Genomic DNA, 14,637 nt, shown 5'->3' on the forward strand with positions numbered 1-14,637 from the left:
CTCAGGTACCGGGCCGAGAGGCCGTGAGCGGGGGCGGGGCGCCCTGGCGGCCGGCATAGCCGCGGCCGGCGTCGCGTACGAAGTCGGCCACGGCATCTTCATAGATGCGTCCGCTGCGGATCGCGCCCGAGTGCGACGCGCCTTCGATCTTCACCAGCCGCTTGAGGTCGGCGGGCACCTGTTGCGCGGCGCGATAGAGTTCGTCGCTCATGGTGTGCGGCACCACCCGGTCGGCCGTGCCATGCAGCAGCAACATGGGAGTGGTCAGCGCGGCCAGCTTGTCCACCGAGGCGAACGGTTGCGTGACCAGCAGCGTGGCGCCGGGCACCCAGCCCCATTTCATCGTGCCGAGCATGGCCCCGATGCTGGTGAAGCTGGATTCGACGATCAGCCCCGCGAACGGCGGCAGATCGGGCCGCGCCGCCAGGTCGATGGCGATGGCGCCGCCCAGGCTGTGGCCGTAGATGAAGCGGCGCGCCGGATCGGGCTGGCGGCGCGCCAGTTCCTGCAGCGCCGCGGCGGCGTCCTGCGAGGCGCTTTGCTCCGAGGGCAGCAGCGGCGTCGACTGGCCGAAGCCGCGATAATCGATCGCCAGCATCGAGTAGCCCATGCGGGTCCAGCCCTCCATGCGGAACGCGCTGCCGTTGAGGTTCCAGCGCGCGCCGTGCAGGTACAGCACGGTCGGCGCGTCGCGGCGCGGGCTCTGCCAGTACCAGGCATGCACCTTGTCGCCGTTGGGCAGCGCCAGGTCGAACACCTCGGTGCCTGCCGGCGGTTCGCGCCACCAGCGCTGCTGATCGGTTTGCGGCGAGAAAATGGCCTGGCGCTGCCAGGCGTCGAGCTGGTTGAAGCCCAGCGCGCCGGCCGCCAATAGCAGCACGGCCGCCATGCGGCGCCACGAGAGTCTGAAGGGCAGGGAAACCATGTAACCGGAGCTTGTTCGTATTCGAGGGCGCGCGCGGCGGCGCCCGCCTTCTGCTCAGACCATACGGCGTGCCCGCCAGTTCCCTGGCGTCAGCCGGTATACAGCGCCAGCAGGTCCAGGCCCACCGGATACAGCGACACCACCAGCAGCACGGCCATGCCGACATTGAAGGCGCGCACCGCGGCCGGGCGGTGCAGCCAGCGGCGCAGCGCCATGCCGAAGGCGGCCCAGACGCCCACGCTGGGCAGGTTGACCACGCCGCACACCAGGGTCGCAATGATCAGGTTGGCGAAATAGCCATGCTGCGGCGTATAGGTCGCCACCACGCTGACGATCATGACCCAGGCCTTGGGGTTGACCCACTGGAACAGCGCGGCCTGGATGAAGGTCAGCGGCTTGCCGCGTTCGGCGCCGCTTTCCATCGGGCCGGAGGTGGCGATTTTCCAGGCCAGGTACAGCAGATAGGCGGCGCCGCCGTATTTCAGCGTCGAGTACAGCCAGGGCAGGCGCTCCAGCGTGGCGCCCAGCCCCAGGCCGACCATCAGCAGCATGATCGAAAAGCCGACCGAGATCCCCAGCAGGTGGGGGATCGTGCGGCGAAAGCCGAAGGTCAGCCCCGAGGAGGCCAGCATCACGTTGTTCGGCCCGGGCGTCAGCGAGTTGACCAGCGTGAACAGCACCAGCGGCATCAATACCGACAGCGAGGCCAGGGGCGCCTGGTCGAGGGAGGACAGGTCGGAGCCGATCATGCTTTTCGCACCATGGCGCGCCGGCCGCCGGCGATGACCAGCACCACCGCCACGGCAAACACATAGGTAATGGGTTCGACCTGCTCATTGAACAGCAGGGCGGCCGCGACAACCGTAAGAAACGGTTGCAGCAGCTGGATCTGCCCGACCCGCGCGATACCGCCTATGGCCAGGCCGCGATACCAGGCGAAAAATCCCAGGAACATCGAGCCGAAGGCCAGGTAGGCAAACGCGCCGGCCACCGGCAGGCTGGGCCAGGCCGCGTCGTGCGCCAGCCACAGCACGGCCGGCAGCAGCGCCGGCACGCTGACCACCAGCGCCCAGCAGATGGTGCGCCAGCCGCCCAGCGTGCGGCTGGCCCGGGCGCCTTCGGCGTAGCCCATGCCGCCCAGCACCACCGCCAGCAGCAGCCACAGGTCGCCCGGCTGCAGGGCGCCGTGGCCCTGCCGCAACGCATAGCCCGCCACCAGGACGGCGCCCAGCACCGCGAAGCTCCAGAACGCCGGCGAGGGGCGTTCGCCGCTGCGCCAGGCGGCGAATACCGCCGTCGACAGCGGCAGCAGGCCGTTGAACACCGCGCCGTGCGCGGCCGGCACCGACGCCATGGCCAGCGTCGAGGCGACCGGCCAGCCCACCACGATGCCGACGGCGGCCAGCACGATGCCGGACCATTCGGCCCGGTCGGGACGCCGGCTGCGTGTCAGCCACAGCAGCGCGGCAGCCGGCACGGCCGCCAGCAGGGCGCGGCCCAGTCCGACCAGCAGCGGGGAGAGCTCGCCGACGGCAAGCCGGGTCATGGGCAGGGTCAGGGCGAAGACCAGGACGCCGATCAATCCGTAGCCATAGCCTTCCCAGCTCGGGGCGTGGGGGGAGGCGGACGGTGCCGATGCTTGCGCGCTAGGAGGTGACATGGGAAAGATTTGCCTCTGGATGGGGGAAAGCGGCCGGCCGGGCTTGCCGTGCCGGCGCATTGGTGTCACTCTACGCATAGATATCGGTACAGTACCGGTACACTTTTTCATGTCACTTTAATCACTGGCCTGGTAAAACCACCATGACAGTTGCGACTTCTTCCCCCTCCGGCGCCGGGTGGCAGCCGGTGCGGCAGGCCGATGCCACCCTGGTGACGCAATTGGCCGATGACCTGGCGCGGCGCATCGACGAGCACGGCCTGCGGCCGGGCACCCGGCTGCCGTCCATACGCCGGATGGCCGAGCAAAGCGGTGTCAGCCGCTTCACCGTGGTCGAGGCCTATGACCGGCTGGTGGCGCGCGGGCTGGTGCAATCCCGGCGCGGCGCCGGATTCTTCGTGCGGGCCCGCAGCGCCTCCCTGACCGCCCTGGCGAGCGCACGGGTGCCGCAGGCCGCGCCCGAAACCCCGGTGCGGGTGGACGTGAGCTGGCTGCTGCGCAACATGTTCCGCGAAACCGCCGCCGGCATGCCGGGCGGCGCCGGCCTGCTGCCGCCCGAGTGGCTCGACCCCGACATGGTGGCCGCGGCGGTGCGGGCGGTGGGCCGCACGGTGCGCGGCAACCTGGTGTCGTACGGCAGCCCGCAAGGCTACGCGCCGCTGCGCCAGCAGCTGGCTTCCATGCTGCAGGCCGATGGCGTGCCGGCCCATCCGGAGCGCAATCTGCTCACCACCAATGGCGTGACGCATGGCCTGGACATCGTGGCGCGCCATCTGATCAAGCCAGGCGACACGGTGCTGGTCGAAGACCCGGCGTGGTTCGTCATCTTCGGGCGCCTGGCTGCATTCGGCGCGCGTCCCGTCGGGGTGCCGCGCGGCCCCGATGGCCCGGACCTGGCCATGCTCGACCGCCTGGCGGCCGAGCACAAGCCGCGCCTGTACATCATCAACGGCGCGGTCCACAATCCCACCGGCCATACCTTGTCGGCCGGCGCGGCCTACGACATCCTGCGCCTGGCCGAGCGCCATGATTTCATGGTGGTCGAGGACGACACCTATGCCGACCTGCACCCGGGCGGCGCCATGAAGCTGGCCGCGCTCGACCGCCTCGAGCGCGTGATCCTGGTGGGCGGCTTTTCCAAGATGCTGGCGGCCAGCCTGCGCGTGGGCTATATCGCGGCCGGGGCCGAGACGCTGCAGCGCCTGACCGACCTGAAAATGCTGGCCGGGCTGACCTCGCCGGAGCTGGGCGAGCGGGTGGTGCACCGGGTGCTGGTCGAAGGGCAATACCGGCGCCACATCGAGCGCGTGCGCGCGCGCGTCAACGAAGCGCGCCTGCGCAGCATCCAGGCCCTGCAGCAGCTCGGGCTGTCCGTCCCGCACGAGCCGCACGCCGGCATGTTCGTCTGGGCCGACTGCGGCCGCGATTCCGAGCCGGTGGCGCGCAACGCGGCCGAGCGCGGCATGCTGCTGGCGCCGGGCACCCTGTTCTCGCCCAGCGGCGCGCCGTCGACCATGCTGCGGTTCTCGGTCGCCATGGTCGATACGCCGGGCATCTGGCAATCGATCGCCGCGGTGATGGCGCAATAGGGCCGACGAAGCCGCGCCGGGCATACGCCGATCCGCAGAACTGAATATACTTTCCACAGATCCCGCCTGTCCGGCGTTTCACCATTCGAGGTTGCAACCATGTCCGCCGCTATCAAGCCCCTTACCGAGAATTTCGCCGTCGCGCCCCAGCTGGGGCCGACCGACATGGCCGATGTGGCCGCCGCGGGTTACAAGAGCGTCATCATCAACCGGCCCGATTTCGAAGGCGGCCCCGACCAGCCGACCGCCGCCGATGTGTCGCAGGCCGCCCAGGCGCTGGGTTTGCAGGTCGAGTACCAGCCGGTGGTCGGCAGCGCGATGACCGCCGCCGACGTCGCGCGCTTCGCCGAGCTGTTGCGCACGATGCCGGGCCCTGTGCTCGCCTACTGCCGTACCGGCACCCGTTGCACCAACCTGTTCGCGGCCGCCCAGCAACTGGGTTGACGCGGGTCAAGGGCGGGTCTCCCCCGGGGTGCGTCGGCGGGTGGTTTTCCGTTAGCATGGAGTCTCTTACCAGACAGGAGCAGGCAGCATGTTCAAGAAGATCCTGATTCCCACGGACGGTTCCCCGCTGTCCGCGCAAGCAGCCAATGCGGGCATCTGCTTTGCCCGCTCCACCGGCGCCGAAGTCGTCGCGCTGCATGTCACGCAGCCGTTTGCCGCCACCATCGGGTTCGATGGCATGGCCGCCGCCTACGCCATTACCGACGAAGACTACGAAAAGGCCTCGGCCGAACAGGCTGAGAAATACCTCAAGCTGATCCTCGACCGGGCCGAAACCGCCGGGGTCAAGGCCGAGTCGCGCGCGGTGTCCAATTTCAACGTGGCCGACGGCATCGTCCAGGCCGCCGGCGAGGCCGGCTGCGACCTGATCTTCATCGGCAGCCACGGCCGCAGCGGCCTGTCGCGCCTGCTGCTGGGCAGCGTGACCGCCAAGGTGCTGTCGCTGGCCCACACGGCCGTGCTGGTGTACCGGGTCAAGGAAGACAAGGACAAGAAATAGCGCCGGCAGTCCCGGCGCCGTACACGCCCCGCCGGCCGCAGGCCGCGGGGCTTTTTTTCGGCCTGTCGTCGATGGCGTACGACAGTGTGCCTGTCCCGGCGGGGACAGGCACGCCCGCACAGCGGGCGCAGCGTGGGGGTTTTCCTGGGCCCGGGTGCCTGTCCCGGCGGGGACAGGCACCTCCGGCGACAGGACGGGACAGGCGCGGGAGATGTCCCGCGCCTTGCGGCAAGCCACCCCGGCGACGCCAGGGATATCTGCCATGGGCGGCGCCAGTCGTAGTATTGTCTGCAATAGCGCATCGGCGCCAGATCCAGCCACAGCCGATTGCAGCGCAGGTGCGCAAGGCGGCGCGGACGACCTCCGCGACGCGTGGAAAAACCACGATCCCTTGCCATCAAGAGGCCATCATGACTCGCAGGACGAGCATCGAACGCTACCGCAACATCGGCATCAGCGCCCATATCGACGCGGGCAAGACCACCACCACCGAGCGCATCCTTTTCTACACCGGCATCACCCACAAGCTGGGCGAGGTGCACGAAGGCGCGGCGACCATGGACTGGATGGAGCAGGAGCAGGAGCGCGGCATCACCATCACGTCGGCCGCCACCACGGCGTTCTGGCGCGGCATGGCCGGCAATTATCCCGAACACCGCATCAACATCATCGACACCCCGGGGCACGTGGACTTCACCATCGAGGTCGAGCGCTCGATGCGGGTGCTCGACGGCGCCTGCATGGTCTACGACTCGGTGGGCGGCGTGCAGCCGCAGTCCGAGACGGTCTGGCGCCAGGCCAACAAGTATGGCGTGCCGCGCATCGCCTTCGTCAACAAGATGGACCGTGTCGGGGCCGACTTCTTCCGCGTGCAGCGCCAGATCGTCGAGCGCCTCAAGGGCGACGCCGTGCCGATACAGATCCCGGTCGGCGCCGAGGACCATTTCGAGGGAGTGGTGGACCTGGTCAAGATGAAGGCCATCATCTGGGACGACGCCAGCCAGGGCGTGCGTTTCGAATACCGCGACATTCCGCCCGAGCTCCAGGCGCAGGCCGAGCAGTGGCGCGAGAAAATGATCGAAAAGGCGGCCGAGGCCAACGAAGCCCTGCTCGAAAAATACCTGTCGGGCCAGCCGCTGAGCGAGGACGAAATCAAGAGCGGCCTGCGCGCCCGCACCGTCGCCAACGAGATCGTGCCCATGCTGTGCGGCAGCGCATTCAAGAACAAGGGCGTGCAGGCCATGCTGGACGCGGTCATCGACTACCTGCCCTCGCCGGCGGACGTGCCGGCCATCATCGGCCACGACGAGCGCGACCGCGAGATCGAGCGCCATCCCGCCGACGACGAGCCGTTCTCGGCGCTGGCGTTCAAGATCATGACCGACCCCTTCGTGGGCCAGCTGGTTTTCTTCCGGGTCTACTCGGGCGTGGTCAAGTCGGGCGATTCGGTGCTCAACCCGCTCAAGAGCAAGAAAGAGCGGCTGGGCCGCATCCTGCAGATGCACGCCAACGAACGGCGCGAAATCAGCGAGGTCTACGCCGGCGACATCGCCGCCGCGGTCGGCATCAAGGAAATCACCACCGGCGACACGCTGACCGACCCGGCGCACGTCATCATCCTCGAGCGCATGACCTTCCCCGAACCGGTGATTTCGCAGGCCGTCGAGCCCCGCACCAAGGCCGACCAGGAAAAAATGGGCATTGCGCTCAACCGGCTGGCGCAGGAGGATCCGTCGTTCCGGGTGCGGACCGACGAGGAGTCCGGCCAGACCATTATTTCGGGCATGGGCGAGCTGCACCTGGAAATCCTGGTCGATCGCATGAAGCGCGAGTTCGGGGTCGAGGCCAACGTGGGCAAGCCCCAGGTCGCCTACCGCGAGACCATCCGGTCCACCGTCACCGACGTCGAGGGCAAGTTCGTCAAGCAGTCGGGCGGGCGCGGCCAGTACGGTCATGTGGTGCTCAAGCTGGAGCCGCAGGAGCAGGGCAAGGGCTACGAGTTCGTCGACGCCATCAAGGGCGGCGTGGTGCCGCGCGAGTTCATCCCCGCGGTCGACCGCGGGGTGCGCGAGACGCTGAACACCGGCGTGCTGGCGGGCTATCCGGTGGTCGACGTCAAGGTCACGCTGGTGTTCGGCTCGTACCACGACGTGGACTCGAACGAGAATGCGTTCCGCATGGCGGCGTCGATGGCCTTCAAGGAGGGCATGCGGCGCGCCAAGCCGGTGCTGCTCGAACCCATGATGCACGTGGAGGTCGAGACGCCGGAGGATTTCACGGGCAACGTGATGGGCGACCTGTCGTCGCGGCGCGGCATGGTGCAGGGCATGGAGGACATCGCCGGCGGAGGCGGCAAGCTGGTGCGCGCCGAGGTGCCCCTGGCCGAGATGTTCGGCTACTCCACGTCGCTGCGTTCGCTGACGCAGGGGCGCGCCACCTACAGCATGGAGTTCAAGCATTACGCCGAGGCGCCGCGCCAGGTGGCCGAGCAGATCATCGCTGCCCGCGGTTCGGGGGCGGCGGCGCGGGGCTAGGGCGGCGGCTGCGCGACGACCCGCTTGTCGTCGCGGGCCGCGATGCGCTTTTCCAGGCGGCGCAGCGCCGCCAGGACGAACAGGGCGATCAGCGTGCTGGCCAGCGCGGTGGCCTCGCGCCCCATGCCGGCGGCCACGCCGATTGCCGCGGTCAGCCAGATGCCGGCCGAGGTGGTCAGGCCGCGGATCTCGCCCTCGTTGCCCAGCTTGATGATGGCGCCCGCGCCCAGGAAGCCGATGCCGGCGATCACGCCCTGCAGCACGCGGCTGAGGTCGCCGACCTCCATGCCGCCTTGCAGCGGCACCAGGACGAACAGCGCCGCGCCCAGGGCCACCAGCATGTGGGTGCGCAGCCCGGCCGCCTTGCCGCTGCGCTCCCGCTCGTAGCCCAGCAGCCCGCCCAGCGCCACCGCCATGCCCAGGCGCAGTACGATGCGGGTGGCCTCGGCGACATCCGGAATGTCGGCGAATTCGTTGCGCACGGTGGTCCAGATTTCCATCCAGACAGTGTCCATGGCTGCGTGCTCCCGGAAAAGGGAATTCCAGCATAGCAGGGCCACGCGGCGCTGTGCACGGCGGCCGGGGGTCGTTATGATCGGCAAACCCGCCTGCGTTGGAGACGCCGATGGACTATCTTGTTTCGCTGGCCCAGCAACCCGCCGCCTGGGCAGCCCTGGCTACCCTCATCGCCATGGAAGTCGTGCTGGGCATCGACAACCTCATATTCATCTCCATACTCACCAACAAGCTGCCGCCCCAGCACCAGACCAAGGCGCGGCGCATCGGGATCGGCATGGCGCTGATCCTGCGGCTGGCGCTGCTGGGCACGGTGGCGTTCATCGTGCAGCTGACGCAGCCGGTGTTCGAACTGTTCGGCCACGGGTTTTCGTGGCGCGACGTCATCCTGGTGGCCGGCGGCCTGTTCCTGGTGTGGAAGGCCACCAAGGAAATCCACCACCATGTCGATCCCAACCCGGGCGACGACATGTTCGGCGGCAAGGCCGCCACGCTCGGCTTTGCCGCGGCGGTGGCGCAGATCCTGATGCTGGATCTGGTGTTCTCGATCGACAGCATCATCACCGCCGTGGGCATGACCGAGCACATTCCCATCATGTTCGTGGCGGTGATCGTCGCGGTAGCCGTCATGCTGCTGGCGGCCGAGCCGCTGGCGCGCTTCATCGAACGCAATCCGACCGTGGTCATGCTGGCGCTGGCCTTCCTGATGATGATAGGCATGACGCTGATTGCCGAAGGGTTCGGCGCGCATGTGCCCAAGGGCTATATCTACGCCGCGATGGCGTTCTCGGCCCTGGTCGAGGGGCTGAACATGATGGCGCGCCGCGCCCGCGAAGGGCGTGGCGCGGGGGCCGCCGGCGGATGACGCCGCGGCCGCGCGGCGGCAATACCTGCGATGTATCGGCCGACCCAAATATAGTATTTCCGCGGCGCGCCCTTCTTGCCTAGGATGTTCGCAAAGAACATCCTGGGCAGGAGTCGTGATGCAAGAAGGCAATACAGGAAAGCGCATGGCCGGGCGCCCCGCGCGCGCCGGAGCGGGGCATGGCGGAGGCGGCGCATGAGCGGCCCCTTGGAGGGCGTACGCATCCTCGACGTCACGACCGTGTTGATGGGGCCGTACGCGACGCAGATACTGGGCGACCTGGGCGCCGACGTCATCAAGGTCGAACCGCCCGCCGGCGACAATGTGCGCGGTATCGGGCCCGGCCGCCACGCGGACATGGGCGGCATCTTCCTGCACGCCAACCGCAGCAAGCGCAGCATTGCCCTGGACCTGAAAAACCCCGCCGGCCGGGAGGCGCTGCTCAAGGTGGCCGCCACCTGCGACGTGCTGGTCTACAACGTGCGTCCCCAGGCGATGGCGCGGTTGGGGCTGTCGTACGCCGAAGTGGCGCAGGCCAATCCGTCGATCCTGTATGTCGGCATGTACGGCTACGACCAGCGCGGCCCCTACGCCGCCCGGGCGGCCTATGACGACCTGATCCAGGGGGCCGTGGGGATTCCGTCGCTGTCGGTCGAGGCGGGCAGCGACATACCGCGCTACGCGCCCAGCGCCATGGTCGACCGCATCGTCGGCATCAGCGCCGCCAACGCCGTCACCGCCGGCCTGTACCACCGCGCCCGCACGGGCCAGGGGCAGGCCATCGACGTGCCCATGTTCGAGACCATGGCGCACCTTATCCTGGGCGACCACATGATGGGCCAGACCTTCGAGCCGCCCCTGGGGCCGCCCGGCTATCCACGCATCCTGAACGCCGACCGGCGGCCCTACGCCACCCGAAACGGCCACATCTGCGTCCTGCTCTATGCGGACAAGCACTGGAAGGCGTTCTTCGAGCTCATCGGCCAGCCTGGCCGCGACGCGGCCGACCCGCGGTTTCGCGACATCGGCACCCGCACCCAGCACATCCACGCCATTTATCGCCTGGTGTCGGACGCCATCGCCAGCCGCACCACCGAGGAGTGGCTGGCCGCGTTCGAGGCCGCAGATATCCCGGCCATGCCCGTGCACACCATGGCCTCGCTGCTGCGCGACCCGCATCTGGAGGCCATCGGTTTCTTCGGCATGGTGGACCATCCCAGCGAAGGCGCGGTGCGCATGATGGCGGTGCCGTCGCGGTGGTCCGGCACGCCGCCCCAGCCGCGCGGCCATGCGCCGCGCCTGGGCGAACACAGCGTCGACGTGCTGAAAGAAGCGGGATACGACGACGAGGCCATTGCCGCGCTGGTGCGGAACGGGGCGGCCATCGCCGCGGCCCGCCAGCTTCCGGAGGGAACCGATCATGACTGATTTCCTGCGCCACGAACGGCACGGCGGCGTGCTGCTGTTGACCATGGACCGCGAACGCACCCGCAACGCCCTGTCCGATGCCGACGCGGTCGAGGCGCTGGTCCAGGCCTGCGCGCGGATCGGCGCCGACCTGTCGGTGCGGGCCGTGGTGCTGACAGGCTCGCATGGCGTGTTCTCGTCCGGCGGCAATCTCAAGACGCTGTCCGATACGGTGGGCGCCGGGCTGGGCGAGCCGGTGCACAGCCGCCAGGCCTATCGCAGCGGCATCCAGCGTATCCCGCTGGCGCTGTACAACCTGGAGGTCCCGACCATTGCCGCGGTCAATGGGCCGGCCATCGGCGCCGGCTGCGACCTGGCCTGCATGTGCGATATCCGGCTGGCCGCCCGCCAAGCCAGCTTTGCCGAGAGTTTCGTCAAGCTGGGCCTGACGCCGGGCGACGGCGGCGCCTGGCTGTTGCCGCGCATCGTCGGCATGTCGCGCGCTTGCGAGCTGGCGTTCACGGGCCGCAGCATCGACGCCGCGCGCGCCCGCGAACTGGGGTTGGTCTCGGAGGTGTTCGACGCCGACGCGCTGCTGCCGGCGGCGCTGGCGCTGGCCCAGGAGATTGCCCAGCATTCCGGCCATGCGCTGCGCCTGACCAAGCGGCTGTTGCGCGAGGGCCAGCATACGCGGCTGGATACCTTGCTGGAGCTGTCGGCGGGCTTCCAGGCGCTGGCGCATCACACCCAGGAGCATGCCGGCGCGCTCGACGCCCATCTGAGCCGCAAGCGAGGCTGACGCGGCTGCGCGCCGGCCTTGCGGCCGCCGCGGCATCCGACAAGCACCAACAGAACGGAGACGACCATGCATTCCAGGACCCTGGCCCTTGCGCTATTGTCCGTCGCGGCGTTGGCGCAGGGTGGCAGCGCCCGCGCGGCGTCCGACTATCCCGCGCATCCGGTGAAGATCATCGTGTCCCTGCCGCCGGGCAGCGGCGCGGACACGACCGCGCGGTTCCTGTCCAAGCATCTGGCGGAGCGTTTCAAGCAGCCTTTCGTGGTGGAAAACCGGCCCGGCGGCAACAGCTTCATTGCCGCCCAGGCCGTGGCTACCGCGCCGCCCGATGGCTACACCCTGTTCGTCGCCAGCAATTCGCCCATGACGACCAACGCGGCCGTCTTCAAGAACCTGCCCTACGACGCGGTCAAGGACTTTGCCCCGGTCGCGCCGATCGCGCGCTTTCCGATGGCCCTGGTCGTGCCGGCCAATTCGCCCTACCGCAGCGTTGCCGATCTGGTGGCCGCCGCGCGGGCGGCGCCCGGCCAGCTGAACTTTGCCAGCGGCACCGCGACCTACCAGGTCGTGCTGGAGCTGTTTCACGAGCAGAACGGAATCAAGGCCACCCACGTGCCGTACAAGGGTACGTCGGCCGCGCTGGCCGACGTGGCCGGGGGCGTCGTGCAATACAGCGTGGCCGACGTCAGCGCCGCCTTGCCGTTGATCCGCGGCGGCAAATTGCGGCCGCTGGCGGTGACCAGCACACGGCGCATCAAGGACCTGCCCGACGTTCCCACCATGCAGGAAAGCGGCAACAAGGGGTTCGAAGCCTATGCCTGGACCGCCGCCTTCTTTCCCGCGAAGGTCGATCCGGCCATCGTCGCGCGCGTGTCCGACGCCGTCCAGGCGCTGGTGCGCAGCCAGGAAGGCAAGGCGTTCATGGAGCAATTGGGCGGCGAGCCCTTCGTCGGCGGCCCCAATACCCTGGCGGCGTTCCAGCGCGACGAGCTGGCGTCCATGCGGCGCATCGCCAAACTGGCCAATATCCAGCAGGAATAGCGATCGGGGCTCAGCGCGCCTGGCCGGCGGCCGGCTCGGTCTGCATCAGGCGGCACGCCATGTCGACGAAGTTGGCGGTGGTCGGCGTGGCGTTGTCGGGATGCACGGCCAGGGCGATGCCGACCTTGATGGTTTCGGCCAGTTGCGGCACATTGACCAGCCGCACGCCGCTGCCGGCCTGCCGGCATGCCACCTTGGGCACGATGGCCAGGCCCAGCCCGCTTTCCACCAGGCTCAGGATGGTCTGCACCTGGATCGCCTCCTGCGCGATGTGAGGCACCACGCCATACTGTTGGAACGCGTACATGATCAACGCGTGCATGCCCGGCACGTGCGTGCGCGAATAGCCGATGAACGGTTCGTCCGCCAGCTCGTCGAGCGCGACGTCGTCGCGCTGCGCGTAGCGGCTGCCGGCCGGCACCGCCAGCATCAGATGATCGGCCTGCAGCAGCGTGATGCGGGCCGTCGACGGTTCCAGCACCGGAAAGCGCACCAACGCGACGTCCAGGGTGTGCGCATCCAGGCGGCGCAGCAGGTCCACCGTGGTGGACTCCTCAATGACCAGGTCCACGCGCGGGTAGTCCTTGCGGAACGCCGACAGCAGCTGCGGCATCAGCGAGTAGATCGACGAGCCGACAAAGCCCACCTTGAGCATGCCCTGCTTGCCGCTGGCGCCTTCCTGGGCAGCGCGCTGGATTTCATCGGCGTAGAACAGCGTGGCGCGCGCATAGCGCAATACCACCTCGGCCGCCGGCGTGGGTTGCAGGCCCGCGGGCAGCCGCTCGAACAGCTGTACGCCCAGTTCCTGTTCCAGTTTCTTGATCGCGGTGGAAAGGGGCGGTTGCGCCATATGAAGCCGCTCGGCCGCCCGATGGAAATTGAGCGTTTCGGACAGGACCAACAATTGCTTGAGCTGGCGTAGCTCCACGGCGCGCCTCCAGTGATGCGCCGGGCTGGCGATATGCACGATGTATTGCCCGGTCCACATCTAATATTAGACCGTGATATGGGCTGCGTGTAGATTGTCGTGATGCCCGCGCAGCCGCGCGGGCCATGGGTTTCACGGCATCTTCAAGAACCGGCGCGCGTGCGCGGTGCCGTGCCGCCGCACGTATGGGAGCCATCTTGGGCACGATCATCGAGGCGCTGCAGCTTGCCGCCATTCCCGCGCACGACGAGGCCCTGCGTCCGGCCGTGCGCGCCTTCCTGGACGAGGCGCTGCGGGAAATGCCGGCGGATCGGCGGGCGCGCTCCTGGATGGGGCATGACGCCGAATTCAGCCGCGCGCTGGCGCGGCAGGGCTGGCTGGGCCTGACGCTGCCCGTCGAGTACGGCGGCGCGGGCCGCAGTAATTTCGCGCGCTTCGTGCTCAGCGAAGAACTGCTGGCCGCCGGCGCGCCGGTGTCGGCGCACTGGATCGCCGATCGCCAGACCGCGCCATTGATCCTGCGCTTCGGTTCGCCGGCGCAGCGCGCGTTCTACCTGCCCAGGATCATCCGCGGCGAGGCCTTCTTCGCCATCGGCATGAGCGAACCCGACACCGGGTCGGACCTGGCCAGCGTGCGCACGCGCGCCACGCCCGTCGCCGACGGCTGGTTGCTGAACGGACGCAAGATCTGGACGACGAACGCCCACCGTTCGCACTACATGTGCGCGCTGGTGCGCACCTCCGGCGCGCCGGAAGATCGCCACCGCGGGCTGTCGCAGATGATCTTCGACCTTGCGCTGCCGGGCATCGAGATCCGGCCCATCCGCGACATCGCCGGCGATGCGCATTTCTGCGAGGTGCTGTTCGACAACGTGCTGCTGCCGCACGATGCGCTGGTGGGCGAGGAAGGCAGCGGCTGGCGGCAGGTGATGGCCGAACTGGCGCTCGAACGCAGCGGTCCGGAGCGCATCTACTCCAGCATGGTCCTGCTCGATGGCTGGCTGGCCCATCTGCGTCGCGACGCCGCGCCCCAGCGGGCGCAGGTCTGCCTGGCGGGCCGCCTGGCCGCGCGGCTCGCGGTGCTGCGCTCGATGTCGCTGGCGGTATCGCAGCGGCTGGAGCAGGGCGCCGACGCCAGTCTCGCCGCCGTATTGGTGAAAGACCTGGGCACCGAGTTCGAGCAGGCGGTTCCCGAGCTGATAGGGCAGGCGCTGCACGCCAGTCCGCAGCCGGCGCCCGACGATGTGCTGATGCGTACGCTGGCCTACCTGACGCTGATCAATCCGACATTTTCCTTGCGCGGCGGAACGCGCCATATCCTGCGCGGCATCATCGCGCGCGAGCTCGGGCTGCGCTGAGGCGGACCTACATCG

General features: G+C 68.8%; 14 protein-coding genes. 9 read left to right on the forward strand and 5 right to left on the reverse strand.

The genetic code is table 11. The features are described 5' to 3' along the window. Position 1: 1 nt before the first annotated feature. The 3 genes from EL288_RS03650 to EL288_RS03660 form a co-directional block, all read right to left on the reverse strand. Positions 2–925 (reverse strand): alpha/beta hydrolase, encoded by a 924-nt coding sequence (locus EL288_RS03650; RefSeq protein ID WP_033469713.1) that lies wholly within the window; start codon positions 923–925, stop codon positions 2–4. An 89-nt stretch (positions 926–1,014) separates the two neighbouring features. Beyond that, positions 1,015–1,674, reverse strand: coding sequence for a LysE family translocator (locus EL288_RS03655; RefSeq protein ID WP_010927085.1), 660 nt, complete (start codon positions 1,672–1,674; stop codon positions 1,015–1,017). Next, positions 1,671–2,585 (reverse strand): DMT family transporter, encoded by a 915-nt coding sequence (locus EL288_RS03660; RefSeq protein WP_003814706.1) that lies wholly within the window; start codon positions 2,583–2,585, stop codon positions 1,671–1,673. The genes EL288_RS03655 and EL288_RS03660 overlap by 4 nt, the downstream gene beginning before the upstream one ends. 188 nt (positions 2,586–2,773) lie before the next feature. Between EL288_RS03660 and EL288_RS03665 the strand changes: the two genes are divergently transcribed. The 4 genes from EL288_RS03665 (at position 2,774) to fusA (ending at position 7,711) form a co-directional block, all read left to right on the forward strand. After that, positions 2,774–4,174 carry an aminotransferase-like domain-containing protein gene (locus EL288_RS03665; protein WP_003814704.1) on the forward strand — a complete coding sequence of 467 codons (1,401 nt, stop codon included), beginning with the start codon at positions 2,774–2,776 and terminating at the stop codon, positions 4,172–4,174. Positions 4,175–4,273: 99 nt separating this feature from the next. Further along, a complete protein-coding gene (locus tag EL288_RS03670; RefSeq protein ID WP_003814702.1) occupies positions 4,274–4,618 on the forward strand; it encodes a TIGR01244 family sulfur transferase in 345 nt (114 codons plus the stop codon). 88 nt (positions 4,619–4,706) lie between these two features. Next, entirely contained in the window at positions 4,707–5,177 is a 471-nt protein-coding gene (locus EL288_RS03675) for a universal stress protein (RefSeq protein ID WP_003814701.1), read from the forward strand. 410 nt (positions 5,178–5,587) lie between these two features. Further along, positions 5,588–7,711 carry an elongation factor G gene (fusA, locus tag EL288_RS03680; protein ID WP_003814699.1) on the forward strand — a complete coding sequence of 708 codons (2,124 nt, stop codon included), beginning with the start codon at positions 5,588–5,590 and terminating at the stop codon, positions 7,709–7,711. Here fusA and EL288_RS03685 read toward each other — a convergent pair. After that, a complete protein-coding gene (locus EL288_RS03685; RefSeq protein ID WP_003814697.1) occupies positions 7,708–8,226 on the reverse strand; it encodes an MgtC/SapB family protein in 519 nt (172 codons plus the stop codon). The genes fusA and EL288_RS03685 overlap by 4 nt on opposite strands. 110 nt (positions 8,227–8,336) lie before the next feature. Here EL288_RS03685 and EL288_RS03690 point away from each other — a divergent pair, with 110 nt between their 5' ends. The 4 genes from EL288_RS03690 to EL288_RS03705 all read left to right on the forward strand — a co-directional run bounded on the left by EL288_RS03690 (position 8,337) and on the right by EL288_RS03705 (position 12,336). Further along, entirely contained in the window at positions 8,337–9,092 is a 756-nt protein-coding gene (locus tag EL288_RS03690; protein ID WP_003814694.1) for a TerC family protein, read from the forward strand. Positions 9,093–9,287: 195 nt separating this feature from the next. After that, positions 9,288–10,520 (forward strand): CaiB/BaiF CoA transferase family protein, encoded by a 1,233-nt coding sequence (locus EL288_RS03695; protein WP_003814691.1) that lies wholly within the window; start codon positions 9,288–9,290, stop codon positions 10,518–10,520. Then, positions 10,513–11,298 carry a crotonase/enoyl-CoA hydratase family protein gene (locus EL288_RS03700; RefSeq protein ID WP_003814689.1) on the forward strand — a complete coding sequence of 262 codons (786 nt, stop codon included), beginning with the start codon at positions 10,513–10,515 and terminating at the stop codon, positions 11,296–11,298. Before EL288_RS03695 ends, EL288_RS03700 begins: the two co-directional genes overlap by 8 nt. 66 nt (positions 11,299–11,364) lie before the next feature. Continuing rightward, complete coding sequence (locus tag EL288_RS03705; protein ID WP_126621893.1) at positions 11,365–12,336, forward strand: Bug family tripartite tricarboxylate transporter substrate binding protein; 972 nt, start codon at positions 11,365–11,367, stop codon at positions 12,334–12,336. A gap of 10 nt (positions 12,337–12,346) precedes the next feature. On the opposite strand, the gene EL288_RS03710 is transcribed toward EL288_RS03705, so the two are convergent. After that, positions 12,347–13,264: a LysR family transcriptional regulator gene (locus tag EL288_RS03710; RefSeq protein WP_010929255.1), complete on the reverse strand. Its 918-nt coding sequence runs from the start codon at positions 13,262–13,264 to the stop codon at positions 12,347–12,349. A gap of 185 nt (positions 13,265–13,449) precedes the next feature. Here EL288_RS03710 and EL288_RS03715 point away from each other — a divergent pair, with 185 nt between their 5' ends. Next, on the forward strand, positions 13,450–14,622 hold the full coding sequence (locus tag EL288_RS03715; protein WP_003814678.1) for an acyl-CoA dehydrogenase family protein: 1,173 nt from the start codon (positions 13,450–13,452) through the stop codon (positions 14,620–14,622). The last annotated feature ends 15 nt before the right edge of the window (positions 14,623–14,637 follow it).

Origin of the sequence: Bordetella bronchiseptica (assembly GCF_900636925.1) — a bacterium.
Classification (GTDB): Bacteria; Pseudomonadota; Gammaproteobacteria; order Burkholderiales; family Burkholderiaceae_B; genus Bordetella; species Bordetella pertussis.

Excerpts from the sequence above, each read along its gene's own strand:
- EL288_RS03650 (WP_033469713.1), bottom strand. The coding sequence starts at position 925 with ATGGTTTCCCTGCCCTTCAGACTCTCGTGGCGCCGCATGGCGGCCGTG.
- EL288_RS03655 (WP_010927085.1), bottom strand. The coding sequence starts at position 1,674 with ATGATCGGCTCCGACCTGTCCTCCCTCGACCAGGCGCCCCTGGCCTCG.
- EL288_RS03660 (WP_003814706.1), bottom strand. The coding sequence starts at position 2,585 with ATGTCACCTCCTAGCGCGCAAGCATCGGCACCGTCCGCCTCCCCCCAC.
- EL288_RS03670 (WP_003814702.1), top strand. The coding sequence starts at position 4,274 with ATGTCCGCCGCTATCAAGCCCCTTACCGAGAATTTCGCCGTCGCGCCC.
- EL288_RS03675 (WP_003814701.1), top strand. The coding sequence starts at position 4,707 with ATGTTCAAGAAGATCCTGATTCCCACGGACGGTTCCCCGCTGTCCGCG.
- fusA (WP_003814699.1), top strand. The coding sequence starts at position 5,588 with ATGACTCGCAGGACGAGCATCGAACGCTACCGCAACATCGGCATCAGC.
- EL288_RS03685 (WP_003814697.1), bottom strand. The coding sequence starts at position 8,226 with ATGGACACTGTCTGGATGGAAATCTGGACCACCGTGCGCAACGAATTC.
- EL288_RS03690 (WP_003814694.1), top strand. The coding sequence starts at position 8,337 with ATGGACTATCTTGTTTCGCTGGCCCAGCAACCCGCCGCCTGGGCAGCC.
- EL288_RS03695 (WP_003814691.1), top strand. The coding sequence starts at position 9,288 with ATGAGCGGCCCCTTGGAGGGCGTACGCATCCTCGACGTCACGACCGTG.
- EL288_RS03700 (WP_003814689.1), top strand. The coding sequence starts at position 10,513 with ATGACTGATTTCCTGCGCCACGAACGGCACGGCGGCGTGCTGCTGTTG.
- EL288_RS03705 (WP_126621893.1), top strand. The coding sequence starts at position 11,365 with ATGCATTCCAGGACCCTGGCCCTTGCGCTATTGTCCGTCGCGGCGTTG.
- EL288_RS03715 (WP_003814678.1), top strand. The coding sequence starts at position 13,450 with ATGGGAGCCATCTTGGGCACGATCATCGAGGCGCTGCAGCTTGCCGCC.